Source organism: Microbacterium sp. NPDC097977, from assembly GCF_040302605.1.
Taxonomy (GTDB): domain Bacteria; phylum Actinomycetota; class Actinomycetes; order Actinomycetales; family Microbacteriaceae; genus Microbacterium.
In genome coordinates this window covers 1-16,953 of sequence record NZ_JBEOUR010000070.1, presented here as the reverse complement: position 1 = coordinate 16,953, position 16,953 = coordinate 1, and the positions used below count along the sequence as shown (strand labels likewise).

Below are 16,953 nucleotides of genomic sequence, written 5' to 3'. Positions count from 1 at the left end.
GCACGAGCGCGCCGCCCAGCGCCCAGGGAGCCACCGGCGACGGGCCCGTGGCCGCCAGTCCCCCGCCGGGCCCCACGGTCGCCGACTCCCCCGCCCCCTGCGCATGCACGCGCACCTCGGTGCTGCCGGGCTGCGCATCGGCGAGAGCGATCGACAGACGCAGATGCGCCGCGTCGCTGGCGGACATCTCGACGAGCGAGATCTCGGAGCCGTCTCGGGGGATCGGCCATGCCGACCGCACGACCGTCTCTCCGTCGGGGCATCCCCCCGCGGTCCAGGCGTGCGTGCACAGGGCGGCGTCGAGGACGAGGTCGGCATCGCCGGTGGCGCTGATGCCCACGCGCACGGTTCCGGGCTCGGGGGCGTCCGCGCTGACGGTGACATCCCACCGGACCGGCTGTCCGGGGCGCAGACTCGATGCGGCGTCCCAGTCGGCGACCGACACGAGCGTGAGCACCTCCCCCTGCACGATCTGGGTCGAGGGCACGGCCCACGCGGCGGTCGGCGCTCCGAGCACCACACCGGTGGCGACCGCGCTCGCGATGACGGCAGCCTTGGCTCCCGCCCTGCTGATCATGAGTCGGCCTCCGGGGCACCTCGTGCGCGGCGCGGCCAGAACGCCCACACCACGAGCGCGGTCGCCGCGATCGTGAGCCCTCCGAGCACCACCGGATCGCCGAGTGCCACGATCACGGTGGCGATTCCCGGAACGGAGAACAGCACCACGCGCACCGACTCCACGGTGTAGGGGTAGGGGTCGTCGGCCGCGTTCGCGTCACCGCGCATCGTGAGGACACGCTGCTCACCGCTCTCACCCGGGGCGACGGATGTGACCCGGTGGGTGACGGGCAGATCACCGGGGCGATCGACCGTCACGATGTCACCTACGGCGATCTCGGATGCCGGGACCTGCTGCACGACGGCCACGGAACCTGCGGGGATGGTCGGCGACATCGACCCGGTGCGGAACATGATCAGCGTGATCTGCGCGGTGAGCGCGAGGAGCACCAGCACCATGCAGATCGTCCCGGCGATCGCGGCCGCCCACAGCAGCACGTCGACGACCAGACGCCCGGCCCGGGACATCGCACCCCGACCCCGTGCCTCGCTCCCGGCCGCGTCGGGCACAGCGAAACGCCCCGCTCCCTGCTCGCGAAGGCCTCGTCTCGTCGCCGGTGCGCTCATGCCTTCCCTCCGCTTCTGCGGCGCCCGGTCAGGACGCCGTCCCGAGGATCTGCCAGGTCTGGATCGCCGTGAGCCCCTGCGCTCCGTTGTCGGCGCCGGAGGGGAGGGTCACCGCGATGCAGTAGTTGACCGTCGATCCACCGTTGGCGGCGACCGTCTGGGTTCCGGTGCCCGCGGTGGACATCGTCGAGTTGTCGGCGACCACCGCGGTGCCGGCCGGATACGTCGTGCCATTGCACGTGGTTCCCGAGATCGTGCGCACCCCATAGCGCAGGTAGGGACCGAGCCCGGTCCCCGCCGTCGATGCCACGCTCAGCTGCAGCGAGCCTGTCACCGACGGGTTGGCGGTCTTCACGCTGAACAGCGCGTAGACCGTGGTGCCCGGGACCATCGCACCGAAGGGGGCGCTGAAGGCCAGTGCGGCCGTGGAACCGATCGGAGTGCTCGTCGGATGACTGCTGAACGTCGCGCCGTCCACGGCCCCGACGATGTCGAAGCGGCCCGCGGTGAAGGTCGCACTGCTGTATTCGGAGTCGTTCCATGCCGCGAGGGTCATCGTCGCGCCGACGCCGAACACCAGCCCGCCCGCGAGGACGGCCCGGATCCGGCGGGACCGCGACAGCCTTCCCTCCCGCATGGATCTGCGGGTGCCGGCCATGATCAGTTGGCGGTCGAGGTCGCCGTGAACTTCCATGTCGCGGTCGCCGCAGCGCCCTGGGTGAGGCCGGATCCGGCCGTGACGGCGAAGCACAGCTGCACCGGCGTCCCCGCGGTGCCTGCCGCCGACCCCTTGGTCAGCGGCACCGAGGTGGCGCCGGTCTGTGCGGCGAGGGTGGCACCCGACGCGACGAGCGTTCCCGTCGCCGCCGCCCCGCAGGTCGCACCCGGCGCGATGGCCGTCACGGTGTAGGCGAGGTTCGCGGTGTTGCCGCCCGCCCCGGCGGTGACCCCCGCGGGCAGGAGCGTCGCGCTGTTCGTCGTCGTGCTGTCGAGACGCACCCAGAACGGGGCGTAGACCACATCACCCGGCGCCATCGACGATGCGACGGCCGGGAGCTGGAACACCAGCGAGGCCGCGGTGTCGCCGTTGTCCACGTTGTGACTGGCATACGCGGTCGTGGCGCTCGTCGTCGAGCCCTCGAGATTGAAGGATCCGGCGGTGAAGGTCCCCGACGCGAACTCCGAATCGTTCCACGCGGCGAGTGTCACCCCGATTCCCACGCCGAGCACCAACCCGCCGGCCAGAACGGCCCGCACTTTCCGTGTCGTGTCCTTCTGAACCATGTGTCTCCCCCTCAGGAACCGAGAACCGCGGATGCTCTGGGGATGCCCACTGTGGGCGCATCCGCGGTTCGGTACTGGACAGTTTTGTCCACGTAATGCGGGAAAGCAACCCCTGAAGTCGCCTAGCTGTACGACTTGTGCCCATTTTGAGATTAAAACGTCTACCCGTCTCAGCAACCGGTCGGATGGTTAGGCGTCGTCGCCTGCGGATCGGACCTCAGCGCGACAGCACGCGCCGCGCCTCCGCGGCGATGTCGGCGGCGATCGTGTCGAGCAGGGAGGAGCGCAGATTCCACTGCTGCCAGAACAGCGCGACCCGCAGCGGGAGGCCGCCGAGGGGAACGAGGCCGTCATCCTGCTGCAGCACCGGGACCATTCCCCAGCCGAGCCCCAGCCGCACGGCGAGCGCGTAGTCGTGCGATGCCGGCACATAGTGACGCGGCACCCCCTGCTGATCGACCCCCTGCGCTGCGAGCCACTCGTGCTGCAGCGCGTCGCGGCGATCGAAGTCGACGAACGGGGCCGCCGCGAGAGCCTGCGCGGTCACCCCCTCGGGGAACCAGCGCCCCACGAACGCGGGTTCCGCCATCGCGTGATATTCGAGCACCCCCAGGGGCGAGACCGAGCAGCCGGCGACCGGGGTCGCCTCGCTCGTGACAGCGGCCATCACCGCGCCCGACTCGAGCAGCCGAGCCGTGAAGTTCTGATCGTCGCGGTGCAGGTCGAAGTCGAGGTCGTGGACGGCGGAGAGCCGGGCGAGCGGCGGCAGGAACCAGGTCGCCAGCGAATCGGCGTTCACGGCGAGCGGGATGCGCGCGCGGGGCGCATCCTCGCTCTGCAGCCCGAGACCGGCGAGCGCATCGTGCTCGAGAAGTGCCATCTGACGGGCGAGCCGGACCACCGCCTCGCCCGCCTCGGTGAGGCGGGCGGGCTTGGTGCGCACCAGCAGCACTCTGCCCAGCTGCTCTTCGAGGGCCTTGAGGCGCTGACTCACCGCAGACGGGGTGATCCGGAGGACGCGGGATGCCGCATCGAGCGTGCCCTCGTCGGCGACGGCGGCCACGGTGGCGGCGAGTTCGGGATCGATCTTCACATCAGCGATGCTAATGGTTCGGTAGAAATCCTCGCTGGTGCTCATGTGCAGCGGTCCTTACCTTTGAGGCATGCTCTCCGTCCTCTCGGGTCTCGGCCTCGGCCTGTCCCTGATCATCGCCATCGGCGCCCAGAACGTCTTCGTGCTGCGACAGGGCATCCGAGGCGAGCACGTCGTGGCCGTGGTCGTCATCTGCGCGCTCTCCGACGCCCTGCTGATCGCCGCCGGGGTCGCCGGGCTCGGCTTCCTCATCTCGTCGGCGCCCTGGCTCGTCGTCGCCGCCCGATGGGCCGGTGCGCTGTTCCTGCTGGCTTACGGCCTGCTCGCCGCGCGCCGTGCATGGCGGGGCGGCGGGCAGCTGCGCGTCGACACGGTCGAGGGTGGCGCACGCCCCCGGACCGCGGATGCAGGCACCGGCGGACGCACAGGCCTCGCCTCCGTGGTCCTCACCGTGCTCGCACTCACCTGGCTCAACCCGCACGTCTATCTCGACACGGTGCTGATGCTCGGATCCATCGCGGCGACGCACGGCGAGCAGCGGTGGCTGTTCGCCGCAGGGGCGATCGCGGCGAGCGTGCTGTGGTTCACCGCCCTCGGCTTCGGTGCGCGCTACCTCGGCCGATGGCTGCGCACCGAGCGGTCATGGCGGGTGCTCGACGCGCTGATCGCCGTCGTCATGATCGCACTCGCGATCAGCCTCGTGCTTCCCGTCATCGCCGCCTGACCGACGGCCTCGCCCTCACGCGCCGTCGAGGGGACGCAGGATGCGCGCGAGGAAGCGCTGGGTGCGCTCGTGCTGCGGTGCGCCGAAGATCTCGGCCGGAGTTCCCGACTCGACCACGGCCCCGGCATCCATGAAGAGGACGCGGTCGGCGGCCTCACGCGCGAAGCTCAGCTCATGGGTCACGACCACCATGCTCCACCCCTCGTCGGCGAGCTCCTTGATCACCAGCAGCACCTCACCGACGAGCTCCGGGTCGAGGGCGCTGGTGGGCTCATCGAAGAGGAGCAGGTCGGGCCGCAGGGCGAGCGCCCGCACGATACCGACACGTTGCTGCTGCCCGCCCGAGAGCTGATGCGGGTGCGCATCCTCCTTGTCGGCGAGCCCCACCCTCGCGAGCAGTGCACGCGCTTCGGCGATCACCTCGGCCTTCGGCCGACGCTGCACCCGCCACGGACCCTCGATGACGTTCTCGAGCACCGTCAGATGCGGGAACAGGTTGTGGTGCTGGAAGACCATCGCCGACCGGTCGCGCAGCGCGAGTCGCCTGCGTGCCCGCACTCGCGGTGTGACGGCGGCTGCCGGGGCGAAGTCGATGTCGGGGCCGCCCGCGACCACGATGGTGCCGGAGTCCGGAGTCTCGAGCCCGTTCAGCGCACGCAGTACGGTCGTCTTGCCCGACCCGCTGGGGCCGATCAGCACCACGACCTCGCCGCGGTGCAGGGTCAGGTCGATGCCGCGGAGCACCTCGTTGTCGCCGAAGCTCTTGCGCAGGTCTCGAGCCGTCAGCAGCGCGTCGGCCGTCGGGCCCGGCGCCGGGGAGGACACATCGTCGGGCATCGGATCCGGCGAGTGCGGAGGGTCAGTGAGCGACATTGCGGTCGAGTCTCCTCTCCAGTGCGCTCTGCCCGAACGAGAGGATCAGGCAGAGCACCCAGTACACCAGCGCCGCGGCGAGGTACAGCACCATGAACTCCAGGGTCGCCGAGGCGATCTGCTGGGCCACCTTGAACAGCTCGGTCACCAGGATCAGAGATGCCAGCGAGGTGTCCTTGACCAGCGAGATGAACGTGTTCGACAGCGGCGGCACCGATACCCGAGCGGCCTGCGGCAGGATGACGCGGGTCAGCGTGCGCGTGCGGTTCATGCCCACCGTGTACGCGGCTTCCCACTGCCCCTTGGGGACCGAGAGGATCGCCGCGCGGACGACCTCCGCCCCATAGCCGCCGACGTTGAGCGACAGAGCGATGATCGCGCTCGGCCACGGGTCGATCTTCAGACCGATCGACCCGAGGCCGTAGAAGATCACGAACAGCTGAACGATCATCGGCGTCCCGCGGATGACCGAGATGTAGAACCTCGCGATGCCCGAGAGCACCGGGTTCACCGAGATCCTCATCAGCGCGATGCCGACCGCGATCACGAGGCCGAGCGCGAAGGAGACCAGCGCGAGCGGAACCGTGACCGTCACACCCGCGAGGGCGATGGGCCCGAGCGAGTCGAGGAACAGCTGCCAGGGGTTGTCCATGGGTTACTGGGTGACGTCTTCGCCGAAGTACTTGTCGCTGATCTCGGCCAGGGTTCCGTCGGCACGCAGCTCGTCGAGAGCGGTGTCGATCGCGTCGACGAGCGCGGTCTTGTCCTTGGTGAACACGAACGCCTGCTCGCCGGCCTCGTCGGTCTCGGCGGCGATCTTCAGACCCGAGTCGCTGGTGGTCTTCTCGTAGTCGAGGAAGGTGAGCTTGTCGTTGATGGTCGCGTCGACGCGACCCTGGCGCAGCAGCTCGACGGCCTGCGCCCAGCCTTCGACGCCCTCGACCGTGGCACCGGACTCGGTGGCCAGGTCTTTCCAGTTGCTGGTGAGCGACTGCGCGGTGGTCTTGCCCTCGAGGTCGTCGAACGAGGAGATCGAGTCATCGTCCTCCGCGACGACGATGACTCCGGGCGACACGGTGTAGGGAGTGCTGAAGAGATACTTCGCCGTGCGGTCGTCGTTGATGGTGACCTGGTTCGCGATGACGTCGAAGCGCCCCGCATCGAGGCCCGCGAAGATCGCGTCCCACTGGGTCTCCTGGAACTCGACTTCGAGTCCCAGCTTGTCGGCCACGGCCTGGATGATCTCGACGTCGAAGCCGGTGAGGTCTCCCGTGCCGCCGTCGTCGTGGAAGCTGAAGGGGCGGTACGTGCCCTCGGTCGCGACCGTGAGGGTGCCGTCGGTGATGAGGCCGAGGTCGGACCCGGCTCCCCCTGATGTCGAGGTGCTCTCGGGGGAGGCTGTGCCGCTGCATGCGGTGAGTGCGGTGGCGGCGACGACCAGTGCAGTGACGGCGATGAGGCGACGGGACATGGGTACCCTCCTGGGGTGCGATGAGGCGCGGTGCTGTGGCGCGGAACTCCCCCACAGTACGCGGCATCCGGGTCGCATCGCGCATCGGATGTCGTCGGATGTCGCGCCGGGAGAATGCGAAAAGGCCCCCGCACACGGCGGGGGCCTTCCCGATGTCACACTCAGATGGCGTTGACGTCCAGCGGGATGCCGGGGCCGAACGTGGTCGACACGGCGCCCTTCTGGATGTAGCGGCCCTTCGAGCTCGACGGCTTCAGACGCACGATCTCCTCGAGCGCTGCGCCGATGTTCTCGTCGAGCTGCTCAGCGGTGAACGAGGACTTGCCGACGACGAAGTGCACGTTGGCGTGCTTGTCGACGCGGAACTCGATCTTTCCGCCCTTGATCTCCTCGACTGCCTTGGCAGCGTTGGGGGTCACGGTGCCGGTCTTCGGGTTCGGCATCAGACCGCGCGGGCCCAGCACCTTTCCGAGACGACCGACCTGGCCCATGAGCTCAGGGGTGGAGACGGCCGCGTCGAACGCGGTCCATCCGCCGGCGACCTTCTCGATGAGCTCGGCGCCGCCGACCTCATCGGCACCTGCGGCGATCGCTGCCTCGGCCGCGGGGCCGGTGGCGAAGACGATGACGCGGGCGGTCTTACCGGTTCCGTGCGGCAGGATGACGGTGCCACGCACCATCTGGTCCGCCTTGCGGGGGTCGACCGAGAGCTTCAGCGCGACCTCGACGGTCGAGTCGAACTTCGACGAGCCGGTCTCCTTGGCCAGAGCGACGGCCTCGGAGGGGGTGTAGAAACGGTCTGCCTCGATCTTCTCGGCGGCAGCCTTGTAAGCCTTGGACTTGGTAGCCATGATTATTCTCCTCAGCCCTCGACCGTGATGCCCATGGAACGGGCGGTGCCGGCGATGATCTTCGAGGCAGCCTCGATGTCGTTCGCGTTCAGATCGGCCTGCTTGGTCTCGGCGATCTCGCGGACCTGCTCCTTGGTGATCTTCGCGACCTTGACCGTGTGCGGGGTCGCGGAGCCCTTGGGGACGCCCGCGGCCTTCTTGATGAGCTCCGCCGCCGGCGGGGTCTTCAGGATGAACGTGAAGCTGCGGTCCTCGTAGACGGTGATCTCGACGGGGATGACGTTGCCGCGCTGCGACTCGGTCGCGGCGTTGTACGCCTTGCAGAACTCCATGATGTTGACGCCATGCTGACCGAGCGCGGGGCCGATCGGCGGCGCCGGGTTGGCAGCGCCAGCCTTGATCTGAAGCTTGATCAGGCCGGTCACCTTCTTCTTCGGTGCCATTCTCTTTCCTTTCATCGAATCGGATGCCTCGGCATCCGTTTCTCCCGCGATCCGGCGGTTCCGGACAGCGGTGGGGTTCGCGCGCACGCCGAAGCGGCACACAAACCACGTAAGTCTACCCGATCCCGGGGCATGCCGACGACGCACGCCGTCCGGAGGCACGGGACGCCGGGCGGGGTCGATACCGCAGCGGAACAGCCGGTTCGGGATGCGGAAGTGACCCCGCACCGAATCACGGATGCAGAAGTGACCCCGGATGGATTCCCGGATGCGGAAGTGACCCCGCACGGATTCTGCCCGCGGGACGCCGCCTCATCGAGGTGCCGGATGCCGAGCGGGGTCGATAACGCAGCGGAACAGCCCGTTCCGGATGCGGAAGTGACCCCGCACCGACTTCCGGATGCGGAAGTGACCCCGCGCGGAATCACGGATGCAGAACTGGCCCCGCACGGATTCTGTCCGCGGGATGCCGCCTCATCGACGTGCCGGATGCCGAGCGGGGTCGATAACGCAGCGGAACCGCCCGTTCCGGATGCGGAAGTGACCCCGCACCGACTTCCGGATGCGGAACTGACCCCGCCCGGAATCACGGATGCGGAAGTGACCCCGGATGGACTCTGTCCGCGGGACGCCGCCTCATCGACGTGCCGGATGCCGAGCGGGGTCGAAAACGCAGCGGAACAGCCCGTTCGGGATGCGGAAGTGACCCCGCACGGGATCACGGATGCTTAGGTGGCCCCGCACGGAATCGCGGATGCAGAACTGACCCCAGATGCGAGAACGGCCGCCCCGAAGCGGGACGGCCGTTCTCGTGCGACGTGTGTCAGATCATCTTCGTGACCTGGTCGAACGACAGCTCGACCGGGGTCTCACGCTCGAAGAGCGACACGAGCACGGTGAGCTTTCCGCTCTCGGGCTTGATCTCGCTGATCGAACCGGGCAGACCCGCGAACGAGCCCTCCTTGATCGTGATGGTCTCGCCGACCTCGAAGTCGACCTCGGCCGGCAGCGGACGAGCGACGGCGACGCCGCCCTTCGACGCGATGTTCTTGGCCGTGGGGACGTCCTTGACCTCGACGAGGGACTTCAGCATGTTGAAGGCCTCTTCGAAGCGCAGCGGAGTCGGGTTGTGGGCGTTGCCCACGAAGCCGGTGACGCCCGGGGTGTGCCGCACGACGGACCAGGTGTCCTCCGTGAGCTCCATGCGCACGAGCACGTAGCCCGGGATGCGCACGCGGGTGACCATCTTGCGCTGGCCGTTCTTGATCTCGACGACGTCCTCCATCGGGACCTCGATCTGGTAGATCTCGTCCTCGACCTCGAGCGTCGACTTGCGCTGCTCGATGTTCGCCTTGACCTTGCGCTCGAATCCGGCGTACGAGTGGATGACGTACCACTTGCCCGGCAGCATCCGCAGGTCGAGGCGGAACGCCTCGTACGGGTCTTCCTCGGCGTCGTCGTCGGCGTCATCCTCGTCCGCGTCCGCCGCAGGACGGTCGTCCTCGCCGTTCACGTCGGGACCGTCGTAGGGGGTGACCTCGTCGGCCTCGGCGGCCTCGAGCTCGGCGGTCTCGTCCGCCACGGATTCGTTCAGGACCTCGGCGGCGGCCTCAGCCTCTGCCGCCTCGTCCAGGTTGAGAGCGTCGTTCACGATCGCGTCCGCCTCCGGGTCGTCGATTTCGATGTCGGTGTCGTCCTGCGTGTCGGGCTCGGCGTCGACGTCCTCGACGTGCAGCGCGACGTGCTCGGCCGGGGTGACCGAGTTCTCCTCAGCGGCGAGGACGTTGCCCTCCTGGGCCTCGTCCTCCTCGCTGGACTGCTCGGCAGCGGTCGCCCAGTCGGCGTCGTCGGAATATCGTTCAGCCACGTTGTTTCTTTCCAATCACTGCGGCCAGGCCGCGAGGGCGTCAGGCGCCCGGAACCCCGAACACCACGTGCGTCACCCAGGCGAACAGGGTGTCGAGTCCGTAGACGATGCCCATGACGATCAAGACGAAGACGAGCACCACTGCGGTGAACTTGACCAGTTCCTTGCGGGTCGGGGTGACGACCTTGCGCAGTTCGGCGATGACCTGACGGAAGAACAGGGCGATGCCCGCGAAGAAGCCCACGAGTCCACGCTTCTTCTCGCGGGTGGCGCCGGACGCGACGACCTCGCCGCGCGGTTCGTCCTGATCCATCCTGAATGTACCTTTCGTGTGTCAGCGTGTGCTGACGCGCAGGGCGGACAGGAATCGAACCTGCAACCTGCGGTTTTGGAGACCGCTGCTCTGCCAATTGAGCTACCGCCCTAGAGACCGGATGGTCTCGGGGTGTCATCTTCATCCTGCCATCCGGACCGGACCGGAGGACCGGGCACGGCGAAAGAATGCAGACAACAACTGCTCGTCAAGCATACGGCATCCTTCGGCCGCGGCCGAACCGGACCCCGACGTGCCGTTGTTGTTAGGCTCGGCGAGCGGACGCGACAGGAGGCGATGCGGTGAGTGCTGACGTGCAGCAGTTCCAGGTGGACCTGCGCGGGGTCGTCGACCTTCTGAGCCGGCACATCTACTCGAGCCCGCGCGTCTACCTGCGCGAGCTCCTGCAGAACGCGCGGGATGCCGTCACGGCGCGCCGAGAGGTCGACGGTGCGGGCGGTCACATCCGGATCACCCCGCTCACCGACGCCTCCGGCGAGTTCGTGCTGCGGGACGACGGGATCGGTCTCACCATCGACGAGGTCGCGGATCTGCTGGCCACCGTGGGGCGCAGCTCGAAACGCGACATCTTCGACCTCCCGCGCAGCGACTACCTCGGCCAGTTCGGCATCGGGCTGCTCAGCTGCTTCATGGTCGCCGACACCATCGTGATCCGCTCGCGCAGCGCACGCGGAGGCTCGGCGGTCGAATGGACCGGCAACGCGGACGGCACCTTCCGCGTCGTCGAGATCGACGACGATCTGCCCATCGGCACCAGCGTGCACCTCTCGGCGCGGTTCGACGCCGACGACCTGCTGCGCCCCGCCGCGGTGCGCGAGCTGGCGACGGCGTTCGCCGAGTTCCTGCCCGTGCGGGTCACGGTGGACTCACCGACCGGCGACATCGACATCACCCGCCCCGCGCCGTTCCTCGATGCCGCGGACGACATCGAGCAGGCCGTGCGGTACGGGCGCGACCTCCTCGGCGCCGCCCCCTTCGACGCGATCGAGCTGCACGAGCCGGCGACCGGCACGCGCGGCCTCGCCTACGTGCTGCCCTTCGCCCCGCCTCCGGGCGCACGCCAGGCGACGCGCATGTATCTGGGTCGGATGCTGCTCGGCGAGCGCGTCGACGACGTGCTGCCGGAATGGGCGTTCTTCGTCCGCGCGGTCGTCGACTCCACCGGCCTGTCGCCGACCGCGAGTCGCGAGTCCCTCGTCGACGACGCGGCCCTCGAGCGGGTGCGTGAGCACCTCGGCGCCGGCATCCGTCGCTGGGTCCTCGAGCTCGGGCTGCGCGAACCCCACCGGCTCGCGCAGTTCGTGGCGATCCACGAGGTGGGGCTGAAGTCGCTCGTCCGCCACGACGAGGAGCTCGCGCGGTTCATCACCCGGTGGCTGACCCTCGAGACCACGCACGGCACGATGCGCATCGGCGATCTGGTCGAGCGGTACCCGCACGTGCGCGTCGCCCCGTCGGTCGACGAGTTCCGTCAGGTCGCGGGCATCTCACCGGCATCCGAGGTCCTGGTCAACGGCGGCTACCTCTACGACTCCGACATCGTGCGCATGCTGCCCGACCTCTATCCCCAGGTCACCGTCGAGGTCGTCGACGTGACCGGGGAACTCGACCGCCTCGATCCCCCTCCCCTGGACGACCGCGACGCCGCGCTCGCCCTCGAGGAGAGGGCGAGCGCCGTGCTGAGCGCCTCGGACTGCTCGGTCACGGTGCGCTCCGTCGACCAGCCCGAGCTCGCCGCGCTCTACGTCGCCGACCCCGAGGTGCTGCGCCGCATCGATCGCGGTCGCACGCGAGGGATCACCGGATCGCTGTGGGGCGGGGTGCTCGATCGCATCGACGCGACCGCCGCGACGAGCGGGCCCGAGGATCTCCGCGCCCGCCTGTGTCTGAACTGGTCGAACCGCGTGGTGCGGGCCCTGGTGCGCGTCGCCGACGACGCGGTGTTCGCCCGCACCGTGCAGCTGCTCTACATCCAGGCCCTGCTGTCCGGACACCACCCGCTCTCCGACTCCGACCGCGCCCTCATGACGACGGCCCTCACCGACCTGGTCGCCCTCTCGGCCGGCCTCGAAGAGGACTCGCTGCCGTTCGACGACGCGTTCTGACCCGCCCACCACAGCCCGAAGGACTCACCATGGAACGCTCGCGCACGCGCTTCACGCAGCTCGTCGAGGAGATCGACCGCACCCCCTGGGGCCCGGCCGAGCAGGCCCTCGTCGCCGAAGCGGTGGCGCTCGCCGTCGAGATCGGCGACGAACGGCTCGAGTACGAGGCACGGATGCGGCAGACCGCGTCGGCCAACATGAACGGCGCGACCGACGTGATGCTGAACTCGTTCGCCTGGTGCCTGGCCCGGCACGACGCGGACCCGCAGCGCTTCCCCGCCGACCTCGAATACGGCGGCGCCGACCTGATGTGGCAGTTCAAATGGATGGCCTCGTCGCTGCGGTCGTCGCCGGCGTTCTCCGCCGAGCAGATCGCGGCCGTGCTCGACGACATGGAGGCGCACTACCGGGCGGGCGGACTCGGGCTCAGCGGCGTGCTGACCGCCCGCTTCGAGGACGCCTGGGATGCCGGCCGCATCGACGATGCCGAGGCGCTGCGCGTGCAGCTGGAGGCCACGCCCCGCGACGACCACAGCCACTGCGACGCCTGCGGACGCAGTCAGTTCGCCGGCTTCTTCGCCGAGACGGACCGTGAGGAGCAGGCCATCCGTCTCGTCGAGGAGATGCTCGAGGGCGGGTTCTCCTGCGGCGAGGAACCGGAGCACGCCCTCTCCCGCGTGCTCGTGCCGTACCTGCGAGCCGGTCGGCTGGACGAGGCGCGCAGCGCCCATCTGCGCAGCTACCGCCTCGCCAAGGACAACCCCGACAACCTGCGCATCGTGGCGAACAACATCGTGTTCTCCTCTCTCACCGGCAACGAGGCCCGCGCGCTCGCCCAGGTCGAGCGCCACATCTCCTGGCTCGCCCACGACGGTCTCAACGTCGACGCGCACGTCGCGGCACTCGGGGCCTTCGCCTTCGCGCTCGATCGGGTGACCGCGGCCGGGCACGGCGACACCCCGGTGCGCGGTGCGGACTCCCCCGCGCTGATCGAGTTCTTCGGGGCGCACGAAGGAGCCTGGCGCGCCGCCGACCTCGCCGCGGCATCGTGGGCGGCGGCGGAGCGCATCGGCGCGGAGTTCGACCGACGCGACGGAACCGACGGCCATGCGCGCAGCCTCGCCAGAACGCGTGCCCTGTCGAGCGAGCACTACGACGTGCCGATCCGCTCCGACGCCTTCTCCACCACCCCCGACGCCGCCGCTCCGGCGGATCCGGAGGCCTGGTTCGACCGCGCCATGCAGCTCGCCCAGTTCGGCGCCGAGCACGAGACGCTCCGAGCCCTCCCGCACGCGATGGGCGTCGAGGATCCGGCGAAGATCGCGCAGCTCCTGTCGATGCAGATCGGCATCCTCATCGCCCTGGACCGCGACGCCGAGGCGGCCGACCTGCTCCCGGCGCGCATCGACGCCCTGCGGGCGACCGGACTCGACGATCAGGCCGACCTCGAACAGCGGCTCGGACTCGCCACGTTCGGCGCGACCACGCCCGACGCCGCAGCCGCCCTCGAAGACGCACTCGCCCAGGCGGCGTCTCTGCCCGCATGGTCGCGCGGCGACCTCGCCATCAGCCGGGCCTCGCTTCACCTGCAGTCCGAGGAGCCCGCGGCGGCTCTCGACATGGCGGAGATCGCCGCGAGGGCTTTCGTCGAGGCCGGCGACGTGCGGCTCGCGAACACCACGACACTGGTGGCCATCGCGGCGATGCTGCACGCGGGTGACATCGAGAACGCGTCGGCCGTGCTCGACCGCTTCCTCGCACAGGACGACCTCAGCATCGGCCACCGGGCGCAGGCGCTGCAGACACGGGCCAGGGTGCGCGGCGGCAGCGACGCGTTCGTCGAGGGCGCGGCGGATGCCGACGAGGCGTGCCGCCTGCTCGCCGGGCTCGGCGCGACCACGGCGCTGGCCGCCGCGCATCTGCTCGCCGGCGCACTGTGGGAAGACGCGGGGGACGCCGAGAAGGCGGTCTCCCGTTACCGCGTGACCTCGCGGCTCGTCGCGCAGGAGGGCGGCGATCAGGCCGGCGCCGACTTCCGCCTCGCCCGCGCCATGCTCTCGGCCGGTGACGCCGCGGTCGCCGCGGAGCTGTTCGCCCAGGTGCTGGAGCGCGAGGAGCAGACCGAGGTGGCGGCCGCGTCACGCGCGATGACGGCGTCCCTGCTCGCCCGTGCGCTGGCGGCATCGGGAGAGTACGGACAGGCCGTCGGCGCCTTCGGCTACGCCGCCGACCTCTTCGGCCAGGACGACGAGCACGCAGAGCAGGCCGTGGCGCTGACCGAGCGCGCGAAGATCCTCGCCAGGTTCGACGAGCACGACGAGGCGATCGAGGCGCTCGAAGCGGCATCCGCCCTCGCGAGGCAGGCCCCCGAGGCGGTCGGCACCCTCGCCGACGTGCTGCACAACCTCGGCCAGGCGTACGGAGCCCGTCAGGACGAGCGGGCCTTCTCGCTGCTCGACGAGGTCGCCGCCCTCGCCCGGGAGCATGACGCCGGATGGCTGCTCGCCGATGTCACCGACTCCCGCGGTCGCGTGCTCGCGCAGTTCGGGCGCACGGACGAGGCCGTCGCCGCAGCGCTCACCGCGGCGGACGGGTTCGCCGCGGTCGGGGACCTCGGCTCGGCGGGCGGATCCGAACTGTTCGCCGCCCGTCTGCTCGCGGCGAACGAGCGCCCCGGCGACGCCGTGCCGATCTATCGCAGCGCGATCGAGCACGCCGCCGGCGAGCCCGCACTGCGCGAGGTCTCCGCTCTGGAGCTGGGCACCGCACTGGAGACGCTCGGACGCCACGCCGAGGCCGAAGAGGTGCGGGGCCTGCTCGACAGCTGACGCACACGCGGGCCGGTGCTCCTCCCGGCCGACGCGGGCCGGCCGAGCTCAGAGGAGCTGCCGCCAGTTCGCCCTCGCGAGGTCGAGCAGCTCGTCGCCCCGGCCGGACATGACCGTGCGGATGGCGTACAGGGCGAATCCCTTGACCTGCTCGGCCTCGATCGCCGGCGGCATGGACAGCTCCTGCCGCTCGGTCACGACGTCGAGCAGTGCGGGGCCGTCGTGGGCGAGCACCTCGCGCACGGCCTCGGGCAGGTCCTCGCTGTTCTCGACGCGACGCGCGAAGATGCCCATGGCCTCGGCGATCGCCGCGAAGCTCGGGTTGGTGAGATCAGTGCCGTAGGTCACGAACCCGGCCGCCTTCATCTCGAGCTCGACGAAGTTCAGCGACGAGTTGTTGACCACGATCGTCTTCACCGGCAGTCGGTTCTGCGTGAGGGTGAGCAGCTCGCCCAGCATCATCGCCAGTCCGCCGTCGCCGGCGAGAGCGACCACCTGACGGTCGGGATGGGACACCTGGGCGCCGATCCCGTGCAGCAATGCGTTCGCCATCGAGCCGTGCGTGAACGATCCGATCAGTCGACGGTTCTCGGTCATCGACAGGTAGCGCGCGGCCCACACGGTGGGCGAGCCGACATCGGCCGTGAAGATCGCGTCATCCGCGGCCTGCTCGTCGAGCAGCCGCGCGAGGTACTGCGGGTGGATCGGACGCCCCGCCTTGGTCGGCGTGGCGAGGTCGTCGAGCTTCGCCCTGGTCTTGCGGTAGTGCGCCGTCGCGTCGTCGAGGTGACCGCGATCGCTCTGCTCGGCGAGGCGCGGAAGCAGCGCCGAGACGGTCGCGCCGACGTCGCCGACCAGGCCGAGATCGAGCGGATGCCGCTTGCCCAGCTGCGATCCGCGGATGTCGACCTGGATCGTCGTGGCGTGCTCGGGATAGAACTGCTCGTACGGGAAGTCGCTTCCCAGCACCAGCAGCGTGTCGGCGGCCTCCATCGCGCGATAGCCGGAGGCGAAGCCGAGCAGTCCCGTCATCCCCACGTCGAAGGGGTTGTCGTACTCGATGAACTCCTTGCCACGCAGGGCGTGCACGATCGGAGAACCCAGACGGTCGGCCAGCGCGACGACCTCGTCGTGCGCACCCTCGACGCCGGCACCCGCGAGGATCGTGGTCTTCTTCGACGCGTTGAGCAGGGTCGCCGCCCGCTCGAGCTCGTCGGCACGGGGCACGACGACCGGATGCGTGCGCTCGATGACGACCGCGCGATCGTCGGCGATCTCGGAGAGGGCGACATCACCAGGGATCACCAGCACCGCGACCCCTCGCTGCTCGATCGCTGCGCGCATGGCTATCTCGAGCAGTCGCGGCATCTGCGAAGGATCGGCGACGTACTCGACGTAGACGCTGCACTCACGGAAGAGCTCCTGCGGGTGGGTCTCCTGGAAGTACCCGGTGCCGATCTCGGACGTCGGGATGTGGGCCGCGATCGCCAGCACCGGGACCCGCGAGCGGTTGGCGTCGTAGAGGCCGTTGATCAGGTGCAGGTTGCCCGGCCCGCAGGAACCTGCCACCACGGCGAGGTCGCCGGTGAGCGCCGCATCCGCCGCCGCCGCGAACGCCGCGGACTCCTCGTGGCGCACGTGCACCCATCGGATCCCGCCGTCTTTGCGGAGGGCGTCGGTGAAGCCGTTGAGGGAATCACCCGGGAGACCGTAGACACGGTCGATCCCGTTGGCGCGGAGGGTCTTGACGATGTTCGCTGCGACGGTTGCCATGATTCCAACCTACGCCCGCAGCCGTGTGCACGGCCTGGATCGGGGCGCCCTTCGTCTCGTCGCTGCGCTCCGGTTCCTGAGCGCCCTTCGTCTCGTCGCTGCGCTCCTCGCTCAGGAACCGC

General features: G+C 69.7%; 16 protein-coding genes and 1 tRNA gene. 3 read left to right on the top strand and 14 right to left on the bottom strand.

Annotated elements, in window-relative coordinates:
• From ABTZ43_RS14045 to ABTZ43_RS14025, 5 genes are all read right to left on the bottom strand, one after another.
• Window positions 1-577, bottom strand: a 577-nt coding sequence (locus ABTZ43_RS14045) for a hypothetical protein (protein WP_350539278.1), incomplete at its 3' end; no start/stop codon positions are given.
• On the bottom strand, window positions 574-1,185 hold the full coding sequence (locus ABTZ43_RS14040; protein WP_350539277.1) for a signal peptidase I: 612 nt from the start codon (window positions 1,183-1,185) through the stop codon (window positions 574-576). The genes ABTZ43_RS14045 and ABTZ43_RS14040, both read right to left, overlap by 4 nt.
• A 28-nt stretch (window positions 1,186-1,213) precedes the next feature.
• Window positions 1,214-1,879 (bottom strand): SipW-dependent-type signal peptide-containing protein, encoded by a 666-nt coding sequence (locus ABTZ43_RS14035; protein ID WP_350539276.1) that lies wholly within the window; start codon window positions 1,877-1,879, stop codon window positions 1,214-1,216.
• Window positions 1,846-2,469 carry a SipW-dependent-type signal peptide-containing protein gene (locus ABTZ43_RS14030; RefSeq protein ID WP_350539275.1) on the bottom strand — a complete coding sequence of 208 codons (624 nt, stop codon included), beginning with the start codon at window positions 2,467-2,469 and terminating at the stop codon, window positions 1,846-1,848. The genes ABTZ43_RS14035 and ABTZ43_RS14030 overlap by 34 nt, the downstream gene beginning before the upstream one ends.
• Window positions 2,470-2,686: 217 nt before the next feature.
• On the bottom strand, window positions 2,687-3,562 hold the full coding sequence (locus ABTZ43_RS14025; RefSeq protein ID WP_350539274.1) for a LysR family transcriptional regulator ArgP: 876 nt from the start codon (window positions 3,560-3,562) through the stop codon (window positions 2,687-2,689).
• Window positions 3,563-3,632: 70 nt separating this feature from the next.
• On the opposite strand from ABTZ43_RS14025, the gene ABTZ43_RS14020 reads away from it, so the two are divergent.
• Window positions 3,633-4,286: a LysE/ArgO family amino acid transporter gene (locus ABTZ43_RS14020; protein ID WP_350539273.1), complete on the top strand. Its 654-nt coding sequence runs from the start codon at window positions 3,633-3,635 to the stop codon at window positions 4,284-4,286.
• A gap of 15 nt (window positions 4,287-4,301) precedes the next feature.
• Here ABTZ43_RS14020 and ABTZ43_RS14015 read toward each other — a convergent pair whose 3' ends face one another.
• The 8 genes from ABTZ43_RS14015 to ABTZ43_RS13980 all read right to left on the bottom strand — a co-directional run bounded on the left by ABTZ43_RS14015 (window position 4,302) and on the right by ABTZ43_RS13980 (window position 10,216).
• Window positions 4,302-5,123, bottom strand: coding sequence for an amino acid ABC transporter ATP-binding protein (locus ABTZ43_RS14015; protein ID WP_350539279.1), 822 nt, complete (start codon window positions 5,121-5,123; stop codon window positions 4,302-4,304).
• A gap of 22 nt (window positions 5,124-5,145) precedes the next feature.
• Window positions 5,146-5,811 carry an amino acid ABC transporter permease gene (locus ABTZ43_RS14010; protein WP_056420111.1) on the bottom strand — a complete coding sequence of 222 codons (666 nt, stop codon included), beginning with the start codon at window positions 5,809-5,811 and terminating at the stop codon, window positions 5,146-5,148.
• Between the two features lie 3 nt (window positions 5,812-5,814).
• Complete coding sequence (locus ABTZ43_RS14005) at window positions 5,815-6,630, bottom strand: amino acid ABC transporter substrate-binding protein (protein ID WP_056420107.1); 816 nt, start codon at window positions 6,628-6,630, stop codon at window positions 5,815-5,817.
• Between the two features lie 161 nt (window positions 6,631-6,791).
• On the bottom strand, window positions 6,792-7,481 hold the full coding sequence (gene rplA, locus ABTZ43_RS14000; protein ID WP_045254236.1) for a 50S ribosomal protein L1: 690 nt from the start codon (window positions 7,479-7,481) through the stop codon (window positions 6,792-6,794).
• Window positions 7,482-7,492: 11 nt separating this feature from the next.
• Complete coding sequence (rplK, locus tag ABTZ43_RS13995) at window positions 7,493-7,924, bottom strand: 50S ribosomal protein L11 (protein WP_056420105.1); 432 nt, start codon at window positions 7,922-7,924, stop codon at window positions 7,493-7,495.
• Between the two features lie 823 nt (window positions 7,925-8,747).
• On the bottom strand, window positions 8,748-9,791 hold the full coding sequence (gene nusG, locus ABTZ43_RS13990; RefSeq protein WP_350539272.1) for a transcription termination/antitermination protein NusG: 1,044 nt from the start codon (window positions 9,789-9,791) through the stop codon (window positions 8,748-8,750).
• A gap of 40 nt (window positions 9,792-9,831) precedes the next feature.
• Window positions 9,832-10,104 carry a preprotein translocase subunit SecE gene (secE, locus tag ABTZ43_RS13985; RefSeq protein WP_056420099.1) on the bottom strand — a complete coding sequence of 91 codons (273 nt, stop codon included), beginning with the start codon at window positions 10,102-10,104 and terminating at the stop codon, window positions 9,832-9,834.
• A 39-nt stretch (window positions 10,105-10,143) separates the two neighbouring features.
• Window positions 10,144-10,216, bottom strand: a tRNA-Trp gene (locus tag ABTZ43_RS13980).
• A 190-nt stretch (window positions 10,217-10,406) separates the two neighbouring features.
• Here ABTZ43_RS13980 and ABTZ43_RS13975 point away from each other — a divergent pair.
• Together ABTZ43_RS13975 and ABTZ43_RS13970 are read left to right on the top strand one after the other, a co-directional pair.
• Window positions 10,407-12,230 (top strand): HSP90 family protein, encoded by a 1,824-nt coding sequence (locus tag ABTZ43_RS13975; RefSeq protein ID WP_350539271.1) that lies wholly within the window; start codon window positions 10,407-10,409, stop codon window positions 12,228-12,230.
• Window positions 12,231-12,259: 29 nt separating this feature from the next.
• Window positions 12,260-15,058, top strand: a complete 2,799-nt coding sequence (locus tag ABTZ43_RS13970) for a tetratricopeptide repeat protein (protein WP_350539270.1) — start codon at window positions 12,260-12,262, stop codon at window positions 15,056-15,058.
• A gap of 48 nt (window positions 15,059-15,106) precedes the next feature.
• Here ABTZ43_RS13970 and poxB read toward each other — a convergent pair whose 3' ends face one another.
• Entirely contained in the window at window positions 15,107-16,831 is a 1,725-nt protein-coding gene (poxB, locus tag ABTZ43_RS13965) for a ubiquinone-dependent pyruvate dehydrogenase (protein ID WP_350539269.1), read from the bottom strand.
• Window positions 16,832-16,953 lie beyond the last annotated feature (122 nt).